The organism is Sulfurimonas sp. HSL3-7, from assembly GCF_039645985.1.
GTDB classification, from domain to species: domain Bacteria; phylum Campylobacterota; class Campylobacteria; order Campylobacterales; family Sulfurimonadaceae; genus Sulfonitrofixus; species Sulfonitrofixus jiaomeiensis.
The window spans coordinates 1,991,526-2,012,817 of record NZ_CP147919.1 but is presented as its reverse complement, the minus strand read 5'-3'; the positions used below and the strand labels follow the sequence as shown (position 1 = coordinate 2,012,817).

At 49.4% G+C, this 21,292-nt stretch carries 20 protein-coding genes; 7 read left to right on the top strand and 13 right to left on the bottom strand.

Annotated elements, in window-relative coordinates:
* Window positions 1–9 precede the first annotated feature (9 nt).
* Window positions 10–807 (top strand): ABC transporter permease, encoded by a 798-nt coding sequence (locus tag WCY20_RS10080; protein ID WP_345978253.1) that lies wholly within the window; start codon window positions 10–12, stop codon window positions 805–807.
* Between the two features lie 103 nt (window positions 808–910).
* Here WCY20_RS10080 and WCY20_RS10075 read toward each other — a convergent pair whose 3' ends face one another.
* Window positions 911–1,624 carry a hypothetical protein gene (locus tag WCY20_RS10075; RefSeq protein ID WP_345974826.1) on the bottom strand — a complete coding sequence of 238 codons (714 nt, stop codon included), beginning with the start codon at window positions 1,622–1,624 and terminating at the stop codon, window positions 911–913.
* Between the two features lie 57 nt (window positions 1,625–1,681).
* On the opposite strand from WCY20_RS10075, the gene WCY20_RS10070 reads away from it, so the two are divergent.
* Window positions 1,682–2,725 carry an AI-2E family transporter gene (locus tag WCY20_RS10070; protein ID WP_345974824.1) on the top strand — a complete coding sequence of 348 codons (1,044 nt, stop codon included), beginning with the start codon at window positions 1,682–1,684 and terminating at the stop codon, window positions 2,723–2,725.
* A gap of 50 nt (window positions 2,726–2,775) precedes the next feature.
* Here the strand turns inward: WCY20_RS10070 and WCY20_RS10065 are convergent, their stop codons facing one another.
* The 12 genes from WCY20_RS10065 to WCY20_RS10010 all read right to left on the bottom strand — a co-directional run bounded on the left by WCY20_RS10065 (window position 2,776) and on the right by WCY20_RS10010 (window position 15,372).
* A complete protein-coding gene (locus WCY20_RS10065) occupies window positions 2,776–3,951 on the bottom strand; it encodes a glutathionylspermidine synthase family protein (RefSeq protein ID WP_345974822.1) in 1,176 nt (391 codons plus the stop codon).
* A gap of 3 nt (window positions 3,952–3,954) precedes the next feature.
* Complete coding sequence (locus WCY20_RS10060; protein ID WP_345974820.1) at window positions 3,955–4,518, bottom strand: hypothetical protein; 564 nt, start codon at window positions 4,516–4,518, stop codon at window positions 3,955–3,957.
* 13 nt (window positions 4,519–4,531) lie between these two features.
* Window positions 4,532–4,966, bottom strand: a complete 435-nt coding sequence (locus WCY20_RS10055) for a Sua5/YciO/YrdC/YwlC family protein (protein ID WP_345974818.1) — start codon at window positions 4,964–4,966, stop codon at window positions 4,532–4,534.
* A gap of 1 nt (window position 4,967) precedes the next feature.
* Window positions 4,968–8,228 carry a carbamoyl-phosphate synthase large subunit gene (gene carB, locus WCY20_RS10050; protein ID WP_345974817.1) on the bottom strand — a complete coding sequence of 1,087 codons (3,261 nt, stop codon included), beginning with the start codon at window positions 8,226–8,228 and terminating at the stop codon, window positions 4,968–4,970.
* A gap of 153 nt (window positions 8,229–8,381) precedes the next feature.
* Window positions 8,382–9,197, bottom strand: coding sequence for a MipA/OmpV family protein (locus WCY20_RS10045; RefSeq protein ID WP_345974815.1), 816 nt, complete (start codon window positions 9,195–9,197; stop codon window positions 8,382–8,384).
* A 43-nt stretch (window positions 9,198–9,240) separates the two neighbouring features.
* Window positions 9,241–10,002, bottom strand: coding sequence for a rod shape-determining protein MreC (gene mreC / locus WCY20_RS10040; protein ID WP_345974813.1), 762 nt, complete (start codon window positions 10,000–10,002; stop codon window positions 9,241–9,243).
* Between the two features lie 2 nt (window positions 10,003–10,004).
* The gene (locus tag WCY20_RS10035) at window positions 10,005–11,039 is read right to left on the bottom strand and encodes a rod shape-determining protein (protein WP_345974811.1); all 1,035 of its coding nucleotides are present in this window, start codon (window positions 11,037–11,039) and stop codon (window positions 10,005–10,007) included.
* A 10-nt stretch (window positions 11,040–11,049) separates the two neighbouring features.
* Entirely contained in the window at window positions 11,050–12,297 is a 1,248-nt protein-coding gene (gene clpX, locus WCY20_RS10030; RefSeq protein ID WP_345974809.1) for an ATP-dependent Clp protease ATP-binding subunit ClpX, read from the bottom strand.
* Window positions 12,294–13,079: an acyl-ACP--UDP-N-acetylglucosamine O-acyltransferase gene (gene lpxA / locus WCY20_RS10025; RefSeq protein ID WP_345974807.1), complete on the bottom strand. Its 786-nt coding sequence runs from the start codon at window positions 13,077–13,079 to the stop codon at window positions 12,294–12,296. The genes clpX and lpxA overlap by 4 nt, the downstream gene beginning before the upstream one ends.
* An 8-nt stretch (window positions 13,080–13,087) precedes the next feature.
* A complete protein-coding gene (gene fabZ / locus WCY20_RS10020; protein WP_345974806.1) occupies window positions 13,088–13,531 on the bottom strand; it encodes a 3-hydroxyacyl-ACP dehydratase FabZ in 444 nt (147 codons plus the stop codon).
* A gap of 130 nt (window positions 13,532–13,661) precedes the next feature.
* The gene (locus WCY20_RS10015; protein ID WP_345974804.1) at window positions 13,662–14,744 is read right to left on the bottom strand and encodes an epoxyqueuosine reductase QueH; all 1,083 of its coding nucleotides are present in this window, start codon (window positions 14,742–14,744) and stop codon (window positions 13,662–13,664) included.
* 121 nt (window positions 14,745–14,865) lie between these two features.
* A complete protein-coding gene (locus WCY20_RS10010; RefSeq protein WP_345974803.1) occupies window positions 14,866–15,372 on the bottom strand; it encodes a peptidylprolyl isomerase in 507 nt (168 codons plus the stop codon).
* Window positions 15,373–15,468: 96 nt separating this feature from the next.
* Here WCY20_RS10010 and WCY20_RS10005 point away from each other — a divergent pair, with 96 nt between their 5' ends.
* The 5 genes from WCY20_RS10005 to WCY20_RS09985 all read left to right on the top strand — a co-directional run bounded on the left by WCY20_RS10005 (window position 15,469) and on the right by WCY20_RS09985 (window position 21,265).
* Window positions 15,469–17,043, top strand: a complete 1,575-nt coding sequence (locus tag WCY20_RS10005) for a HAMP domain-containing sensor histidine kinase (RefSeq protein ID WP_345974802.1) — start codon at window positions 15,469–15,471, stop codon at window positions 17,041–17,043.
* Complete coding sequence (locus tag WCY20_RS10000; protein ID WP_345974801.1) at window positions 17,040–17,702, top strand: response regulator transcription factor; 663 nt, start codon at window positions 17,040–17,042, stop codon at window positions 17,700–17,702. The genes WCY20_RS10005 and WCY20_RS10000 overlap by 4 nt, the downstream gene beginning before the upstream one ends.
* 172 nt (window positions 17,703–17,874) lie before the next feature.
* On the top strand, window positions 17,875–19,233 hold the full coding sequence (locus tag WCY20_RS09995; RefSeq protein WP_345974799.1) for an OprD family outer membrane porin: 1,359 nt from the start codon (window positions 17,875–17,877) through the stop codon (window positions 19,231–19,233).
* 47 nt (window positions 19,234–19,280) lie between these two features.
* Entirely contained in the window at window positions 19,281–19,598 is a 318-nt protein-coding gene (locus WCY20_RS09990) for a DUF485 domain-containing protein (protein WP_345974797.1), read from the top strand.
* Entirely contained in the window at window positions 19,598–21,265 is a 1,668-nt protein-coding gene (locus tag WCY20_RS09985) for a cation acetate symporter (RefSeq protein WP_345974795.1), read from the top strand. Before WCY20_RS09990 ends, WCY20_RS09985 begins: the two co-directional genes overlap by 1 nt.
* The last annotated feature ends 27 nt before the right edge of the window (window positions 21,266–21,292 follow it).

The window sequence follows — 21,292 nt, the reverse complement described above, 5'->3', positions numbered from 1 at the left end:
TTGCTACGTTTGCCCTACTTGAGTTTTATAGCACTTATCTCTGTTTTCATTTTTGTATTTGTGGGAGAGTTTGTCTATCTACAGAGCCCCTATGAACTGCACAAAGAGGCCATCCTTGTTGCCCCGTCTTCACTCTTTCCCCTTGGGACGGACAGGCTTGGGCGCGATCTGTTGGCACGTTTGATCGAAGGGGGTAAAGTCTCGCTTCTCATCGGAATAGGGAGCGCTTTTATCGCCTCGTTCGTCGGTCTGATGCTGGGGGCGACGGCGGGCTATTTTCGCGGCAAAGTCGACAAAGCCTTTGTCGTTACGGTCGATCTTTTCTTGACCTTTCCGACCTTCTTTTTGCTGTTGGCACTGGTGAGCTACATCAACGCCTCTGTCTGGGTGCTGATATTGATTATCTCCGTCACCGGGTGGATGACAACGGCCAGGCTGATACGTTCGGAGAGTTTTGCCATCACTTCACAGCCCTTTATCAAGATTCTGAACATAGCAAAGGTCAGCAGAGCCAAGATCCTTTTGAAATACTACGCCCCGCTTCTGACCCCTATTTTTTTTGTCAGTTTTACCTTTGGGGTAGGGGGTGCGATCCTGTCGGAATCGGGGCTGAGCTATCTCGGCCTGGGGATCGTCGCACCGCAAATGAGCTGGGGGACCATCCTCAGCAACGGCAAAGAGGTGCTCGATATCGCCTGGTGGGTCAGTTTCTTTCCGGGGCTGATGATCTTCCTGGTCACCTTTTCCCTGATGAACATCGCCAACTACCTTCAAAACCTCAATAGCAGTAAGGATATCCAAAAGTAGTCTTTCGCTTGCAGTCATGTTTTATTAGGATTTAGGATGGGCGTGAAGACTTTACAATGGGAGCAGGGGATGGACCCCAAATCTTAAATCGAAAAGAAAACAGCTACTGCGCTTCGTTGATCGGGTCGTGGATTTTCCAGCCGAAGATCTTGCGGTACATCACCCCCTGGGCGATCATGACGAGCGGGATAGTCCATATCAGTCCGATACCAAAAGGTATCGCACTTAAGACAGTGAGCAGCACCAAGGTAATATTGACCCCAAAGACAGTGAACCAGTGTTTGGTGACGGCCTGACGGGAGACCTCCATCGCGCCCCAGATACCAAGTCCTTTATCGACCATCAAGGGAAGCGTAAAACTATAGGCGATGGAAAGGTAGATACCGGGCAGTATCAGGAGAGCCAGACCGATATAGGTAATAACCGTGATCAGGATAGATGCAAAAACAAGCGGCCAGACCAGAACATAATAGTTGAATATGGAACCGATGTTCAACTCTTCACCGTTGGCACGGCTGTACCCCAACAGCAGCAGGCCTAATGAGAGCGGAATGGTGATCGGCGCAGCAAGCCAGCCGACCAGCATATCGATAAATACCCCTTTGAATGTCTCTTGCGCATCGTAATAGGGTTGCGAATCGAGAAAAAGGTTGATGATACCTGCCGTCAGTGAGGCAAGTATAAGATAGATCAACATCGCACCTACGATTTTGAGTTTGGCGCCGTATACTTTTCCCCATGCTTCCGAGAGGATTTCACCAACGGTGAAAAAATATTCCCCTTTGACTGCTTTGTGCAATGAACCCTGATCTTCCAATATATTTTCCCTTAATTATGTTAAACTTTTAAACATATACTAACATAAGCGGAGATAATGGTACAAGTAAAAATTTCCGGAAATATCATCATCGTCCTGGCATCTATCATCATCGTCTTGGCTGCGTTGAAACTGGCCGCTGCAATTGTAGTTCCCTTTCTGCTTGCAAGTTTCATCGCTATTATTATTTCACCTTTGTACAGTTGGCTGATACAGAAAAAAGTCCCCACCGTTTTAGCCCTTTTAGCGGTTGTTGGGGGGCTTGTAATCATTTTTAGTCTGTTAGGCGTTATCGTAGGTACCTCTGTACAGAGTTTTAGCGCGAACATGCCTCTTTACGAGGCAAAACTCCATGTGCAGCTGAGCTCTATAACTGAGATGTTAAGTCGTTACGGTCTGCTTCAGGGCGATCTGAAATCGATATTTGATCCGGCCAGGTTAATGCAGTATTCGGCAACCGTCTTGAAGGGCGCCGGTTCGGTTCTGACCAACAGCTTTATTATCTTTTTGATTATTGTCTTTATGCTTTTGGAATCGACACAGTTCGCTAAAAAACTTGATATTGCCGGCGGTGAAAGAGAGACGATGAAGCATGTCAACGAAGTGCTTACCAAGATCAAACACTATATGGCTTTGAAAGCAGTGATCTCCCTTGTAACGGGGGTGATCGTTACAATCGTTTTGATGTGGATAGGGCTGGATTATGCCGTACTTTGGGGGCTGGTCGCCTTTTTGTTTAACTTCATACCAAACATCGGGTCCATTTTGGCCGCAGTCCCGGCTGTATTACTGGCCCTTGTACAGCTTGGTACCTTTGGCGCTTTAGAGGTCGGGGCCGTTTATCTTGCAATCAATGTTCTGATCGGCTCGATCATTGAGCCTCGTATTATGGGAGAGGGATTGGGTATCTCCACGCTGATCGTATTTTTATCATTGATCTTCTGGGGATGGCTGCTCGGACCGATAGGGATGCTGCTTTCGATACCGCTGACCATTATGATAAAGATCATTTTACAGACGAACGAGAAAACGCGCTGGATGGCTGTTCTGATGGGAAATGGTGAAGGCGTAGCAGAGGTTAAAACCCGGAATGACTTCTAGCCGTTACGAACGGCTCTTTATGTAGTATACATTTGCGCAACGAAGGCGGATCAGACCAGAACGTGTCCTACAAACTTGCTCATGTTGTCCAGGATCTCGCCGCCGCGACGAAAGCCCAGCCCGCAGGCTTCGTACGCAAAAAAGACACCGGCCTGGTACTTGTTGCCTTCGCTGTCTTTCGGAAACTCCACATATTCCTGATAGACCGGGCGGTAGTTTTCGTAAGGGCCGTCTGTTTCGGCAACGGTACTGCCCGAAGCGTCCACAATTTTGGTGTTGGCCCCCTCTCTTCCGAAGTGGCGTTTTTCAACATAGGCCCCCTCCAGCGGTGCATCTGATGTCTTTAAGAGGTAAGGGGAGTCAGGAAAGAGATCGCTGAGAACTTTGAGCATCCCTTTCGACTGGAAAAGAACCGTATAAGCCGGGTTGAGGATGATCGCTTTCTGGTTCTGTATGATCGTGTTGAGCAGTACCGCCAACTCCCCCTCATCGCTGCCGATATCTTCCCAGGGGTAGAGTTTGAACCAATACTCATACTCCATGCCGTTACCGTCGCTGATCCCGTTTTCGTCAAATGCTACATTCTGCAGAAAATCAAAACCGGTGTTAAACCCGGCATCGGTGGCGATCTGCTGCAACAAGCGCGTCGTCACCTCTTCTTCGGCATTGCCTTCAACACTTGAAAAGAGCATTTTCCACCCTTCGTAACGCTCGCCAAAAAGTGAGGTGTCTTCAAAAAGGGTGACGAGGCGTTTGAAGTTCTCTTCAATCGCCTTGTAGATATCGTTGAACTGCATCGCGTCATCCATACCGTTGGCCTTGAGAAGAGCCCACTGTACGATGGCCGTTTCAAAAAGCCCGGTCGGTGTATCGGCGTTGAACTCAATGAGCTTAATGGGTTGCCCGTCGATGCCGCCGGCAAAGTCAAATCGGCCGTAGATGTGCCAGTGCACGTCATTTTCCCATGACTTTTTAATGGTATCGATAATATTAAAAGGGATGCCAAGTTCAAAAAAGAGGTCGTTTTCGATGACGTATTCAGCGGCTTCGACATACATGTCATAGAGTGTATTGGCCGCTTCGTAATAGGCTTCGGCTTCAGTTTGTGATACCTCGACAAGCTGGTCGGCAACATATTTGCTCCCATCGGTATCGGTGTGCCAGCTAAAGCCGATCTTCTCTAGTTCCAGGTCGCTTAAAGGGGCGACATCGCGAAGTCTGATCATCGGTCAGCCGCCGAAAGAGCTGCTGCGGGTTGACGAGCTTCCCGTTTTTGAACCACCGAAGAAACTCCGTTTGGAACCACCGGCAGCAGCCCGTTTCGCTGCATTTTGGTGATACGCCGATTTGTTGACGGTGTTGGAGTGGCGTTGAAAGTTCTTGTTACCCATCAGGGCGTTACCGATCATATTCCCCAGCAGTGAACCCGCCGCAACGGCAAGGATGGTTCCCGCCAGTCCCATCCCTTCGCCTGAAGGGGCACTGTTGAGTTCAGACTGGCCGTTTTGCATCTTCTGATACTCCTGCTCAGCCAGGCGGCGCATCTCTTCCTCGCTCATAAACCGTTCTGTCACGATGCCGTTTTCGTCCCGTTCACGGATGATAGCGCGAGAAGGGCCTTCTGTCGGCATCTCTTCGACAACAATATATTTTCCGCCCGGCTGCTGCTCGATGACCAGAAAACGGTTTTGAGGCTCCTGCTGGGGTGCTTCACAACCGCTGAGCACGCTCATCACGGCGACACCCATACTGCCTAGCAGGGCCGCGGAACCGATGGTTGAAAGATGTTTCATAGATATTTCCTTGTTAACGTAATTGTTTGATTTTTTTACGATTTAGTCTGTAGATAGAGGAGGCTTCACCTTCATACAGACCTCTGTTATCTTCGATAATAATATCGGCATGCGCTTCAGCAAACGCTCTGTCAAATGAACACCCTTTTGCATTGGCAGAAGTGCTGTAGAACCAGCCGAATTTTTTTAGCAGTTGATGGTGCTCCCCGTCTGCAACGATACGGATGGCCCGATTGTTGATGACAAAGCTTGTCGCTTTTGCCTGACGGAGTCTGTTTTTAAACTTTCGAGGCACACGCCCTCCCATGGCACTGTAACGTCTCAGCGAATCAAAACTTTGGATAAAGGGTTTATTACCGGGGCGCTCTTTGATGCGGGCAAGTTTGTGTGAATCCTGAGAGAGGAAACCGACAGTGGTGTCGGTTTGGGCCAGTATCACGCTGTGCATATTAATTGTTGAGGTACTCTTGCAGTGCCTGAGGTTCATTCCAGTTAAGATCTTCCATCTGCGCGAGGGCGTCAATAGCTGAACGTGCAGCACTGAGTGTCGTAAAGTAAGGGATGTTCATTGCCAGTACGATCTGGCGGATAACGACGGCATCTTTTTTAGAGGTGTTGTTGTCCGAGGTATTGATCGCCATTGCAATTTCGCCGTTTTTCATGGTGTCCTGAATATTCGGACGGCCTTCAGAGATCTTGAGAACGACTTCGCATGGTATACCTGCCTCTTCGATTGTTTTCTGGGTGCCTTTGGTCGCAATCAGTTTAAAACCTGCTTTGTGAAGTCCGCGTGCGATCTCCGGTGCGTGTTCCTTGTCCATATCGATAAAGGAGAGGAAACAGGTTCCTTTCGTAGGAATAATATTCCCGGCTGCCATCTGGGCTTTGGCAAAACTCTTGCCGAAGGCACGGCTGATCCCCATGACTTCACCCGTCGATTTCATCTCAGGGCTGAGTACCAGGTCGGCACCGTAGAGTTTATGGAAAGGGAAGACCGCCTCTTTGATGGCAACATGGTCTTTCAAACGCGGTTTAAGCAGACCGTCTTCTTCCATCACCACCTTATAGGTATCGTAAAAGTCCAGCGCGCTGCGGAGGTTCTCACCCATCATGACACGTGTTGCTACCTTGGCAAGAGGAACGCCGGTTGCTTTGGAAACAAACGGTACGGTACGCGAAGCACGCGGGTTGACTTCGATCAGGTAGATCTCGTTTTGGTAAATGGCATACTGGACATTCATCAGTCCGACAACGCCGAGACCGAGAGCGATTGTCTTGGTCTGTTGTTCTACCTGCTTTTGCAGCTCAGCTGTAAGGTTCATCGGCGGAAGCGAACAGGCGGAATCGCCCGAGTGGATTCCCGCCTCTTCGATATGCTGCATGATCGAGCCGATGTAGACGTCAGTGCCGTCACAGATACAGTCGACGTCAAGTTCAACAGCCTGATCAAGGAATTTGTCGACAAGCACCGGTGCGTCATGAGAGACCGAAACCGCTTCATCCATATAGGTGCGAAGCTCATTTTCGTTGTAGACAATGCGCATCGCACGTCCGCCCAGGACGAACGAAGGACGTACAAGTACAGGGTAGGTCAATCTCTCGGCGATGACGACAGCCTCCTCTTTGGTCGTTGCAAGGCCGTTTTGTGGCTGTTTAAGTCCGTTGGCTTCAACAAATTCAGAGAACTGTTTACGGTCCTCCGCCAGGTCGATCACACGCGCAGGTGTCCCGGAGATCTTTGCTCCGATCGCGGTCAAAGGGTTGGCCAGTTTCAACGGTGTCTGCCCGCCGAAGTGAACGATGATGCCGTCTGGGTTTTCTGTTTCGATCACTTCACGTACATGCTCGAAATCGATCGGCTCGAAGTAGAGGACGTCGGAGGTGTCGTAATCGGTAGAGACCGTTTCAGGGTTACAGTTGTACATAATGGTTTCGATACCCATATCGTTAAGGGCAAACGCCGCATGGACACAACAGTAGTCAAACTCGATACCCTGGCCGATACGGTTGGGCCCGCCGCCGAGGATCAACACTTTTTTCTTGTCACTGACACGCGGTGCAGTTTTCGGCAGCTTTGTAATGTTTGTCGTCGAGTAGAGGTACGGGGTCAATGCCTCGAACTCGGCGGCACAGGTATCGACCTCGTTGTACTCAAGGTGGATGTCCAAACGCTTGCGTGCAGCGTAGATGTCGTTTTCACTCATGCCGGTCGAACAGTTCTGGGTGATAAGCTTGGAGATGCGCTTATCGGAGAAACCGTCAGTTTTCAGCTTGCGGAACGATTTTTCATCATTAAGCAGTTCAAGGTTGATCTTTTTCTCTGAGGCGATGATCTCTTCAAGCTGGTAGAGGAACCACGGATCGATCTTGCAGAGCTCAAATATCTCTTCAACGCTCATGCCCCGGCGGAGACCTTCTGCCACGTAAAGAACGCGTTCAGCATTCGGACGGCGGATCTCATGCTGGATGAACTCCATATCACCTTTTATCTCGTCAAAGCCGCTGAGCCCGGTCTCAAGAGAGCAGAGGGCCTTTTGGATAGACTCTTTGAAGGTACGTCCGATTGCCATGACTTCACCGACAGATTTCATCGAGGTCGAGAGCGTTGACTCGGCTTCAGGGAACTTCTCGAATGTAAAGCGCGGAATCTTCGTCACGACGTAGTCGATGACCGGCTCGAATGATGCCGGCGTACCGGTGATGTCATTGGTCACTTCATCAAGGGTAAAACCGACGGCCAGAAGGGTCGCCACTTTTGCAATAGGGTAACCTGTCGCTTTTGAGGCCAATGCCGATGAACGTGATACGCGGGGGTTCATCTCGATAACGATCATACGGCCTGTTTTCGGGTCGACTGAGAACTGGACGTTCGATCCGCCTGTATCGACACCGATCTCACGTAAAATAGCGAATGAAGCGTCACGCATACGCTGGTACTCTTTGTCCGTCAGGGTGAGTGCCGGAGCAACGGTGATAGAGTCGCCGGTATGGACGCCCATCGGATCAAAGTTTTCGATCGAACAGACGATGATACAGTTGTCCGCCGAGTCTCGGATGACCTCCATCTCATACTCTTTCCAGCCAAGAAGAGATTCCTCAACAAGGATCTCCGTGATCGGGCTTTCATCGAGACCGCGCTGCGCGAGTTCTTTGTACTCATCGATGTTGTACGCCACACCTGAACCGCCGCCCGCAAGCGTAAAGGAAGCGCGGATGATGATCGGGAAACCTATCTCTTCGGCAGCTTCAAGGGCTTCATCCATGTTATGGGCATAACGTGAATGGGGCAGGTCCATCCCGAGTCTGATCATCGCATCTTTGAATGCGGTACGGTCTTCACCCATGGTGATCGCTTCCGGTTTTGCACCCAGGAACTCGACACCTTCAAGCATCCCGTTTTCATACATCTTCATTGCGGCATTAAGTGCTGTCTGTCCACCCATGGTCGGCAGGATGGCATCGACATTCTCTTTTTTGATGATCTCTGCAATGACCTCAGGCTTGATCGGCTCGATGTAGGTACGATCTGCAAACTCAGGATCGGTCATAATGGTTGCCGGATTCGAGTTGATGAGTACAACTCTATAGCCTAACTCTTTAAGTGTTTTAACGGCTTGTGTCCCTGAATAATCGAATTCACATGCTTGGCCGATAATGATCGGACCTGAACCGATAAGTAAGATTGTCTTTATGTCTTCGCGTTTTGGCATTATGACCCTTCAAAAATGTGTAAAAATTTGCTAATTATAGGCAAGAAGGGCTTAAAAAACGGTGAATGATCTTTAAGAAAACAGGGCTTTTGAACGTATCATTATTGCTGGAGAGGTTTTAAGGCTGTTGAAGACGAAAAGAGTGGATCGTGACTACTTTTTCGGTAAATTCAGTAAGGCTTGATCTTCGCCAAAGAGATTGAAAGAGTACAGAACAGAGAGCATCCCGGAATACATCATTTTGTCATCAACAAGCGGACTGTCTTGAATGCTTTTCCCAAGATAATCGGCACGAAGATTGGCTAAAAGATGCCAATGCTCATTGAGATTGTATTCGATGTAGGTCTGGGCGGCAAGGTTGAGTGCCGCACCGGCTTTATAGCTGTCCGGTCTCAGCCCTGCATCCGTCTCATCCTGGGGAATACCAAAATAGTAGTCTGTAAACTTTGGTGAAAGATAGACTGCCAGCACACTCGGTACAAAGTAAAAATTGCCGACGGTGTATTCTGCGCCTATTTCCATACGTGCTTTGAGGCCGTTGTACTCGTTGAAAATATCATGCAGCAGTAAAAATTCGCCGAAATAGTTTTCATAGCTGGCACTCAGGGCCAGACCCCCTTCCCAGCTGCTCTCATGCGGCTCCATCCCTTCCAAGATCGGGGTCTTGTCTCGGGAGCCTAGCGCGTTGAAGGCATCGGTCTCATAATAGCCGATGATCTGCGGCTGGGCGGTGATCGAAGCACCCCAGCTGAACTTGTCGCCTTTCTGTCCGTAAAAGTACATTCCGACACGTGTCCATCGAACATAGAAGAGTGAATTATCGAAAAAGATGACCGGCGAGGCGAGAACAACAGGATCGGCATCTTTGTAGGGCTGTGTCTGGAAATAGGGGCCAAGACCGATATATGTATCGTCTTTGGCATGAAGCAAGGTGCTTAATGATATCAAAATTAATAGTAGCTTTTTCATGGGTTTTGTCTGCTTTTAGGGTGATGATAGTATACCGCGACTTTTAGCGGATCCGTTTGATAAGGTGGAAATAGTCGGGGTTGCTCGCGTTGTAGTAAGGGTCGATTATGGCATTCTGATACCCCTGGGACTGTTCTATCGAGACCACTTTCCCTACTTTCAGCCCCGGGAAAAAGAGGTTGTCGAGTCCGGATGTAAGCACTTCGTCTCCAACTTTGATCTTGATCCATGTCGGTATGAACTCGACGATCAGCTCTCTGGTCTTGAGACCGTGCACGATGCCCGGGGCCTTGTTCGCACCGACATAGACGGCATAGGAACTTTTGAGCGCGCCGTTTAACAGTGCCATGGGCCGTCCCTCTTTCATCACAACAATGCCGGCGACGTTCTCTTTATGGACCAGTCCGTAGACTTTGGTCGGATCGAAAGGCGGTGTATCGATCCAGACCTTGTTGATATCGCCAAATTTTGCATAAGAGATAGCACGGACCAGTTCGACTTGCGGCAGGACTTTAAACGAAGAGTTGTTTTCAACAAAGAGTGCATTGAGCTCGGTAGCGACCTGATGCAACAGAAGGTGGCTCTCTTCGTAGAGACTTAGCTGCTTGCGCAGTTCTATGATAGTGTCCTGCTGGTTGAAATGCTCATCATAACTTTGTCCGACAGAAGCGGTAAAGCTATGATAAGAACTTTTGATGGCGTTCGATAGAGAGAGTATAGGGCGCTGTAGATCTGTCATGAAAAAGAGTGCACCACCGAAAAGGAGTGCAAAGAGAACAAAAATAGACAGGACTTCTTTGTTCATCTCTATTCGTCAAACAGTTCTTGCAAAAGATCGATCTCGTCGAGCGCCTTGCCGGTGCCTTTGGCAACGGCTAACAGAGGCTCGTCGGCAACATAGACCGGAATGCGAATGATATCGGAGAGGTATTTGTCAAGCTGGCGGATCAGTGCGCCGCCGCCGGTAAGCACGACTCCGTGGTTGACGATGTCACCTGCAAGATCAGGCGGCATCTGTTCAAGAACGTCGCGAAGTGCTTCGGCGATCTCTTTAAGCGGCTCTTCCATCGCTTCTCTGGCGTCTTCGCTTGTCAGCGTGATGGAACTGAGCAGCCCCTCTACCTGGTCACGGCCGGTGATGTTGTAGGTAAGGTCCTCATCGAGCTCCATTGCTGTCCCTACGGAGATCTTAATCTCTTCGGCCACACGCTCACCGATCAGGAGGTTATATTTACGGCGAATGTAGTTGATGATCGAGAGGTCTATTTTGTCGCCGGCAACGCGGATCGATTTTGAAAGAACCAGCCCTCCTAGAGAGACCACACCGATCTCCGTAGTACCACCGCCGATATCAACGACAAGGTGCCCCTGCGGTTCACGGATATCAATACCGGCACCGATGGCTGCAGCCATCGGTTCTTCGATCAGGAAAACCTCACGGGCACCGGCCGAGAGAGCAGATTCGCGAACCGCTTTTCGTTCGACCTGGGTTAGACCGTAAGGAACACAGATGATGATACGCGGACTGATGAGCGCTTTTCTTCCGTGCGCTTTTTCAATAAATTTTCGGATCATCTTTTCCGTCATATCGAAGTCCGCGATGACACCGTCGCGCATAGGGCGTATCGCACGGATGTTGCCCGGTGTTTTACCGACCATATCTTTGGCTTCCTGTCCAACGGCCAGAACCTGAGTCTGACCATATTTTCCGTTTTTAACGGCGACAACTGAAGGCTCATTGATGATGATCCCATGACCTTTGGCAATAACAAGGGTATTAGCTGTTCCAAGGTCAATCGCAAGATCGCTTGAAAAAAGACCGATAAGTTTATTAAATATCATTTATGCGTTCCTATGCACTTTTTTGTTTGCTTTTCTTAATATAAAGAGGTTCATCACCTTTTTCGATGACTTCTTTGGTAATAACTATCTCATAACCGCTGTACTCCGGAAGAGTGTACATGATGTCGATCATACTCTCTTCCATAATAGCCCGCAGACCGCGTGCGCCTGTTTTACGGGCTATTGCTTTTGCCGCAACGGCGAGAAGGGCATCTTCTTCAAACGTGAGTTCAACATCATCGATCGCAAAAAGCTTTTTATACTGTTTGACCAGCGAGTTTTTCGGTTCTGTCAAAATGCGAACCATATCCTCTTCTTTGATCTCATTGAGGGATGCGATGATCGGTAAACGGCCGATAAGTTCAGGGATAAGGCCATAGTGGACGAGATCGTCGGGTTCGACCATCTCAAGCGTCGGCTTTTGCTCATCCTTGCTCTTTTTTTCATGTCCGAAACCGAGTATATTCTTACCCTGCTTGCGTTTCAGGATATCCTGCATCCCGTCAAACGCACCTCCGCAGATAAAAAGAATACCCGAGGTGTCGATCTGAACAAACTCCTGGTTAGGGTGTTTACGTCCCCCTTTTGGCGGAAGGTTGACCTGGGCGCCTTCGACGATCTTAAGAAGGGCCTGCTGAACACCCTCTCCTGAGACGTCGCGGGTGATCGAGCGGTTTTCGCTCATGCGCGCAATCTTGTCCACTTCATCGATAAAGACAATACCCTGCTGGGCACGTTCGACGTCACCGTCGGCTGCCTGTAACAGTTTGGTCAGGATGTTTTCGACATCCTCACCCACATAACCGGCTTCGGTCAGAGAAGTTGCATCGGCGATTGCGATCGGTACGTTCAAAACACGTGCAATGGTCTGTGCCATCAGTGTCTTACCGGACCCTGTCGGACCGATCAGCAAGATATTTGATTTGGCGATCTCGGTATTGTCATCTTCAACCAAACCGGTTTTGAAGATACGTTTGTAGTGGTTGTAAACAGCAACCGAAAGCAGCTTTCTGGCATTTTCCTGGCCGATGACATATTCGCCTAAAAAGGCATTAAGCTCTTTGGGCGTCATCAATTGCGTGGTCGCATCTACGAGCGCTTTCTGTTCTTTGGTGACCTCACCTTGTGTGTCACCAAACATGATCTTGTATGCTGAATAGACACAATTCTTACAAATATAGACACTGTTGCCGGCGATCAGCGGATTCTCTTCACTCTCTACGGCATTACAAAAACTGCAGTGGCGGTGTTCACTCATATATTTTTCCTCTCAAACGGGATTCCGCGTTTGGTGTTACTGATAAAATTACAAAGGTTCTTGACCAAGTCGTTCTCACTTTTTTCAAGCAGCTCTTTTGCTACCTCCTGCAGCGGTTTTCCCATCTCAAAAAGTTCACGATAGGCTGCTTTCAGTGCATCAATATCGCTGCGCTCGGCGTGACGGCGCAGGCCGGTCAGATTTAGGCCTCGCAGCGTTGCCCGGTTGCCCTCTGCCATGCAGTAGGGAGGGACATCCTGCGAAAGTGCCGAGGCGCCGCCGACCATAGCAAAGTCGCCGATCTTGACAAACTGGTGTACCGGTGTCATGCCGCCGATAACGGCATTGTTGCCCATCTCGACATGACCGGCCAGCGTCGCCGCATTGGCCAGAATACAGTTGTTTCCGATGATCACATCATGGCCGAGGTGGACATATCCCATAAAAAGATTGTTGTCTCCGACACGTGTGACACTTCCGCCGCCTTCGGTACCCGGGTTGAAAAGAGTGAACTCGCGGATGGTGTTGTTGTCGCCGATGATCAGCTCGACCTCTTCGCCGTGAAACTTGAGATCCTGCGGGATCGAACCAAGCACGGCATGCGAAAAGATGCGGTTGTTCTTACCGATCGTCGTCTTGCCGTAAATGCAGGCACCGTGGGCAATCGTCGTGCCGTCGCCTATCTTGGCTTCGCCGGATACGAAACAGTGCGCATCGATCCTGACATTCTCTCCGATTTGTGCACCATCTTCAATAATGGCCAATGGTGAAATCATACTCACATCCAGTCCTATTTGTCTACGACCATGGCTTTAAGTTCTGCTTCCGAGACCATCTCGTCATCAACAAAAGCTTTACCTTCAAGCAGCCAGATGGCGCCTTTTTGCTTGATTACACTTACGCGGTATTCAAGACGGTCACCGGGACGGACCGGTTTTCGGAATTTGGCCTTGTCGATACTCATGAAGTAGACCACCTTCTCCTTGACCTCTTCTTTTGTCAGTTCCATACTTTGAAATGCCAACAAACCGCCGGCTTGTGCCATACCTTCCAGAATCATGACGCCAGGGTAGATCGGGTGACCCGGAAAATGGCCTTCAAATACCGGCTCGCTGATACTTACGTTTTTGAAAGCGACAATGTTCTCTTTCACTTCGAGTGAGACAACTCTGTCTACAAGTAAAAACGGGTAACGGTGAGGCAGGATCTCTTGAATTTCAACGACGTCCATCATATATAAAACCTTTTGAATCGGCACTTCTTGAAATGATTGTGTTTTCAGTAGAACGTGCCATAAAATAAATTGCTTTATTTTATCCAAATGTCTGTTAAGAGATTATTATCAAAGGCGCTTGGCAGGTTTTTTAGAGAGAGATCAAATACTCTTTGGTGTCTTCATAGGTCTTGGCATCGAGTGAGAGGGTGAGTTTACCCTCCGGAATGGTATCCACGACGACGATAGGCGTAAGATCATAAGGCAGAGCAACGATCTTCTGGCGGACCATCAACTCGATCTCAAAAGTGGGGGCGTTGAAGATCAGCTCCCGGACATTTTCAAAAGAACTCTCTGCGAGTCGGTTGTAGTGTTCAAGGGTGATAAAGCGGATCTCGTCGCGATTCATGTAGTGGACATTATCAATGCTGTATTCGATCTTTCCCTGGGCGCGCTTGCGCGAGAGGGTCGAGTAGGCGAGGGCATGGGCCGGTATCGACGTCGTTTTTCCTTTGGTCAGGGTGCAGGAGAACTGGCGGTAGTTTAAAAACTTCTGGCGGACGATGCGATAGGGCTTGCCTTCATCTTCAAATTCCATTCTTTTTGTATACATGGCCAGGCGCTCTTCGATCGAGGCCGGCAGAGTACGGTTGTTGATAGGCGAGAACATCTCGTCCATCAGTCTGTCTTGCTGTTCACGCTGCATGGTAAGCCCGAAGATGCAGCCGCAGTAATCCTGGCGGTAGAGCTGCTCCTCTTTGGTGACGCGGGACTGATCCTGCGTTCCGCCGTCTGCACGGTAATCGACGGCAATAAACTCGACACCGTGTTTTTTGTGGAAGGCGTCACCCACACGTTTGAGCTGTTCCTGGGATTTAAGCGGGCTGACGAGCAGCGTTGTCGTCATCTTCTTTTCACCCAGTTCAAGGGCTTTATGGGCGCTGACGTCAAAGCGCTTGTCAAAACAGACCTCACAGCGCGCCCCTTTTTCAGGCTCTTTTTCCAGTCCGCGGACGGCGTCCAGCCAGTTCTCGAAGTCATATTCGCCTTCGAGCAGGTCAATGCCCAGTTTTTTACAGCTTCTTTGAACATCCAAATAGCGCAATCGGTATTCCGAATAGGGGTGGATATTGGGATCATAAAAAAAGCCGGTGAGTTTCTCTTCGGGGAACTCTTTTTGAAGTTTTTCCAGAAAGAAGTGGCTGTCAACCGAGCAGCAGATATGCACTAGCATCGGGAACCTCCCGATGACAGTGCCGTGAATAGCAAACGGTGAATAGTGAAGGGGGCATGGCAAAGAGTGTTCTGCTTAGCTTTTGCCCTTTTACCATGCTCCATTTTCTATTCTCCTTATATTAGCGGGACGCTAAAATCTCAACGCTTTCGATCTTATCCTGGCCCTGGATGCTGTCCAGCACAGACATAGAGTCTGCATCGTCTGGCTCAATGCCGCCAAATACCGTATGAACGCCGTCAAGGTGAGGACACGGTACAAAACAGATAAAGAACTGTGAGCCGCCTGTATTCGGGCCGGCGTGTGCCATAGAAAGGGTTCCTTTGACGTGACGGTGCTTGTTCAGTGCCGTCTCACACGGGATCGCCCAGCCTGGACCGCCTGTACCTGTACCGTGCGGACAACCGCCCTGTGCCATAAAACCCGGAATAACACGGTGAAAGTTAAGACCATTGTAATAGCCGTCATTTGCAAGTGAAGCAAAGTTTGCAACGGTGTTCGGTGTTTCGTCATTATAAAGTTTGATCCACATAACACCTTTGCTGGTTGTCATTTTTGCCCATTGAAAAGAGGCCATCTCTTCTGCTGAGAAATCATAGGTTTTGAGTTCTTGTCTTCCAAAAGCCATTGTTATCCTTTATTTTTTAGAATTAATGGTGCGAATTATAGTAGAAGAATCTTAACCGCAAACAAACTTTTAAACGTAATGTGTATAATCCGTATTATGTTAACGCCACGTAAAAAAATTGCCTTATGGGCATCACAGTATTTAAGTAATTTCGCTCTCTCTCAGGTCTACGCGTTCGCAACATTGGTAATACTTCTGTTCACTATCGTGTTTGCCTCTTTACTGATCCAGGATGAATATCAGGATTATGAAAAGCAGCTTGCTCTGGAGTACAACACTTTTGTCAAAGAGCAGGAACTATCATTAATACGTTCGACACGCCGGCTGGCCGCTTTGATGGAGTACGAGCTGCAAAATCCCTCAAACCATACCGGCGAAGCGTTAAAGCGGATCGAGAACCTTTTTACCGATGATAAAAACAGCTTTGTCCAACTCTTTGATTATAATGCAAACGCACTTTTCAAACCCGTTGCAGTACAGCAAAAACTCGGCGATATCCGTCAACTTGCAGATGCTTCGATTATTCACTTGCAACAGCTCGAACATACTAAACTGCATGATGCACTGCTCTATGTGCTCAAGCTGGACAACGGCTACACGCTTATCAGCGGTATCTATACAAAGCCGGCACACACCTTGCTGCTTGAACGCCACAATAAACAAAAAAGCAAGATCGTAAAGATCGTCCTGGAGATCGCCACACTGGCTTTTATACTTTTTGGTGTCATCTTTGGTATTAACAAGATCATCAGTGCCGTCATGCAGCGCGATGTCGATACTTTTCTGCTTTTTTTCGAGCGGGCCGCACATAATGATCAGGTGATCAACTACAAACAGATATTCTTTAAAGAGTTCCGTACGATGGTGCGCTATGCCAATGAGATGGTCGAGACGATCATGCATCAGAAACACTCGCTGGCGCAGCTGAACGAATCGCTTGAACAGAAGGTCGAAACGAAAACGCTGGCCCTGCAGAAAAACTATGAAGAGCTGGAAAAAGCACAGCAGTTTTCGCAGAGCCTGCTGGATTCGCAGAAGCAGTTTCTGCGCCACGCCGTTCATGAAACGAATACCCCGCTGAGCGTTATTATGACAAATATCGATCTTTTTACATTGAAGCACGGCAAAAACAGCCAGCTTGCCAAAATCGATGCCGCGGTCAAAAATATCTTCAATATCTATGACGACCTGAGCTACCTGGTCAAAAAAGACCAGGTCGAATACCCGCGGACGGCGATCAATCTGAACGACTACCTTCAGAGCCGCAAGGAGTTTTTTGAGGAGGTGGCCGAGCAGTCGCACCTCTCCTTTGTGTTTGAACCGTGCGAAGGCAGCCACTACATCTACTTCAACGAGACCAAACTGCAGCGCATTGTCGACAATAACATCACCAATGCTATAAAATATACGTTGCCGGAGGAACTGATCACCATCAGGACGAGTGTCGACGGTACGGAAATCTGTTTTGAGATCTACAGCCGTTCGAAAAAGATAGAAGATACGAACAAGGTGCTGGAACCCTACTACCGTGAAGACGGAAAAGTGGAAGGATTCGGGCTGGGACTGAACCTGGTGAAGTCCATCTGTGAAGAGGAGGGGGTTGTGATCAAGATCGACTCGAGTGAGGACGTGACACGGTTCAGCTACATATTCAAGGTGATGGGCATATGAAAATATTTTTGTTGGAAGATGAAATCATGCTTAATGAGTCGATCCAGGAGTATCTGGAGGCGATCGGCCATCAGGTGATAAGCTGCGTGGACGGCGAAAAAGCGATGGGGATGCTTCAGGAAGAGAATTTTGATCTGCTTATTTTAGACATCAATGTGCCGGGTGTGGACGGTCTGACGCTCCTGGAGCGGCTGCATGCGCTGAAAATACACACACCGGCTATCTATATAAGTGCATTGGTCGATATCGAAGATATTTCGCGCGCCTACGATCTGGGCTGTTATGACTACCTGAAAAAACCGTTCCATCTCAAAGAGCTAGCCCTGCGGATAGACAAGATCAAGCTCTCTACCGAAGTACCGCGGGTGCATCTGCGCCTCTCTTCCCACTATAGTTACGATCAGGAACACAACCAGTTGCTCTTCAGGGGCGATGTCCAGGTCCTCAGCAAGCGCCAGTCACAGATTATCGATCTGCTGGCACGCAACCGCGGACGGATCGTCGACTTTGAGCAGTTTCAACACTATGTATGGGACGATACCTTTGTCGACAATGCGACGATCAGGGCAGAGGTGAACCGATTGAAAAAGAGTCTGAAAGAGGATTTTATACAGAATATCCGTTCGCAGGGGTATATGATAGACATTCCGTCCAAATAAGGTGTTACAATCTTTCCCATCTTATGACGCAAGATAGTAGATTTTCATTATCTATTAGCGCAGAGAAGCCGCTTTTTCCAATTTGCTACGTTCGTGCTACGTTCTCACCTTATGATAACAGTGTAGAAGAATTATCGGGTATTTGGCGATACCCGTTTATAAGGTGAAGCAAATGAAAAAAACGTTCGGTGCAAGTATAGCATCAATTGTTGCTGTATCGGGTATATATGCTGCTGAAGATTTAAGCAGTATGTTCAGTGAAGGTAAGGCCGGCGGGCAGATCCGCGAGTTCAGTGTTGCGAGGAGCATCACCGATACGCGCCCCGCGGGGGACGACTATACGCGAAAAGCGAATGCGATCGGCGGTTTCCTGAAATATGAGACGGCGGAGCTGCATGGTTTGACGCTGGGGACGGCATTTTATACGACCAACGGGTTTTTGTTGGGAAGCCCAAGAACGGACTACACGGTTGTCGATCCGTCACTGTTGGGTCCGGATAACGAAGACTATTCGATCCTTGGTGAGGCGTATCTTCAGTATAAGCGCGGCAATACGATCTTCAAAGGGGGACGCCAAAAGCTTAATACGCCGCTGGCGGGTGCCGATGATGCGAGAATGCTTCCCAACTTGTTTGAAGCGTATCTCCTCAGCAACACGGACATTCCGGACACAACAGTTGTCGTCGGGCACGTGACCCGTTTTGCGCAGGGTACTTTCGGCCGCGTCTATAACGGCTCGAATCTGGCGAATCAGATGCTCTCGGCAACATCGGGCTACTCGGCTGTCGATCCCCGTAACCAGGTCGGTTCGTTCGAGAATATGGGCAAGTATGCGGTAGGAACAGCAACAGACGGCGTCTCTGTCGCATCGGCGACCTATACCGGCGTCAAGGGTCTTAAAGTCCAGCTTTGGGATTACTACGCCTACGATATCTTAAACGCCGTCTATGGTCAGCTTGATTACAGTATGGCGTTTGGTATGGTCAAGCCCTTCGTCGCCGGGCAGTTCATCAAAGAGGATGACCTCGGCGATAAATTGTTGAGCAACCTCGGCGGTGACGGCAAGATAGATTCGCTCTACTGGGCTGCCAAAGCGGGTTTGACCGTCGAGAACTTGACGGCGTATATCGCCTATTCGCAGACAGGGGCCAACAAAAGCAGCGATGCGCCCTATGCCAATGCAATTATCACGCCCTGGGGCGGCATGCCTGCATTTACCCAGGGAATGGTGACGCGCCATATGTTCCTGGCCGGTACAAAAGCCTCGAAAGCGGCGCTCTCCTATAACTGGAAAGGGTTCGGACCGGATCTTAGTACGGCGCTCTATTATGCTGATTTCGATATGGCCGATTTTAACGGCTATACCTCCGACGATGCTAGCGAGGCGGGATTTGACGTGATCTACAATACCGGTTTTGTAGAGAACCTGCAGCTGCGTCTGCGCGGGAACTTTACATCGGATTACTTTGTCGCGGACAACGGTGCCGTCGATTGGGACGAGTACCGTTTTATCGTCAATTACAATTTTTAGCAGCCGTTTCGGCTACTATTGAGTCAGAACATTAAAAAGGAGTCTTGATGAGACAAGAACAAGTTGAAGCGATCAAAAACGATCCGAACTTTCAGGAGCTGGTAGCCAAGCGGACCCGATTCGCGTGGACATTGACCATTTTGATGCTGGTCGTCTACTTTGCATTTATTTTAACCATTGCATTCGACCCGAGTGCACTGGGAACACCTTTGGGTGATGATACGGTTACGACAGTGGGTATCCCGGTGGGCGTGGCGATCATCGTATTTGCCTTTGCCCTGACAGGAATCTATGTCAGACGTGCCAACGGCGAGTTCGATGCGCTGACGGCCAAGATCAAAGAGACTGCAAAGGAAAATGAATAATGTTGGGTCGTATTCTTATATTTATGGGTCTTTCAGCGGCTATGTTGTTTGCCTCGGGTGCACTGGAAGGCGAAGTTGAAAAACAGGCGCTGAACATGTCAGCGATCGTGATGTTCCTGCTTTTCGTGGGCGGTACACTGGGTATTACCTACTGGGCGGCAAAACGTACCAAGACGGCCAAAGATTTCTATACGGCCGGCGGCGGTATCACCGGACTGCAAAACGGTATGGCGATCGCAGGTGACTATATGTCTGCGGCATCATTCCTCGGTATTTCAGGCCTTGTCTACCTTAAAGGGTATGACGGGCTGATCTATTCGATCGGTTTCCTTGTCGGTTGGCCGATCATCCTTTTCCTGGTAGCGGAGCAGCTGCGTAATCTCGGTAAATACACTTTTGCCGACGTTGCGTCATACCGTCTGCGCCAGACGCCGATCCGTTCATTGGCGGCTTCAGGCTCTATCGCGACGGTCATCCTCTACCTGATCGCACAGATGGTTGGTTCGGGTAAGCTGATCCAGCTTCTCTTCGGTCTTCAGTATGAGGTCGCGGTTGTTCTGGTCGGTGTATTGATGATCCTCTATGTCACCTTTGGCGGTATGCTGGCGACAACATGGGTTCAGATCATCAAAGCCTTCCTGCTGCTTTCGGGTGCAACGTTTATGGCGATTGCGGTTATGGCCCACTATGACTTCAGTTTCGGTTCACTCTTTGCTACGGCGACGGAGATGAAAGGGATCGAGATCATGAGTCCGGGCGGACTGGTCAGTGACCCTGTTTCGGCGATCTCGCTTGCGATCGCGCTGATGTTCGGTACGGCGGGTCTTCCGCATATCCTGATGCGTTTCTTTACGGTCGGGGATGCAAAAGAGGCCCGTAAATCGGTCTTCTATGCAACAGGTTTCATCGGGTATTTCTACATCCTGACCTTCATCATCGGTTTCGGTGCGATCGTCATGGTCTTTAAAAACCCTGAGTACCTGGATATGGCGAAACAGGCAGTTGAAGGCGGTTCACCGATCCTTGGCGGAAACAACATGGCGGCGATCCACTTGTCACATGCCGTCGGCGGCGATTTCTTCCTCGGCTTTATTTCGGCGGTAGCATTTGCAACGATCCTTGCGGTCGTTTCGGGTCTGACGCTGGCAGGCGCTTCGGCGATCTCGCATGACCTTTACGCTTCGGTGATCAAAAAAGGCAAAGCGGACGGTATGGCGGAGATGAAAGTCTCCAAAATGGCGACGGTCGCGCTTGGTATCATCGCCATTATTATGGGTATCGCATTTGAGAAACAGAACATCGCTTTTGTTGTCGGTCTTGCCTTCGCTATTGCTGCGTCGGCGAACTTCCCGATCCTCTTCCTGTCGATGTTCTGGAAAAAATTGACGACTCGCGGTGCGGTTATCGGCGGTTCCTTAGGTCTGGCGACAGCAGTCATGCTGGTTATCCTCGGTCCGATCGTATGGGTTCAGATTTTGGGCAATGCGGAAGCGATCTTCCCGTATAAATATCCGGCTCTGTTCTCGGTAGTCGTTTCATTTATCGGGATCTGGTTCTTCTCGATCACGGACAAAAGCGAGGGCGTGGCACAAGAGATCGAGGCTTTTGAAGCACAATACGTACGTGCTCAGACCGGTATCGGTGCCGAAGGGGCAACGGAGCATTAAGCTTTTGGGCTGATATTCCGTATTAGA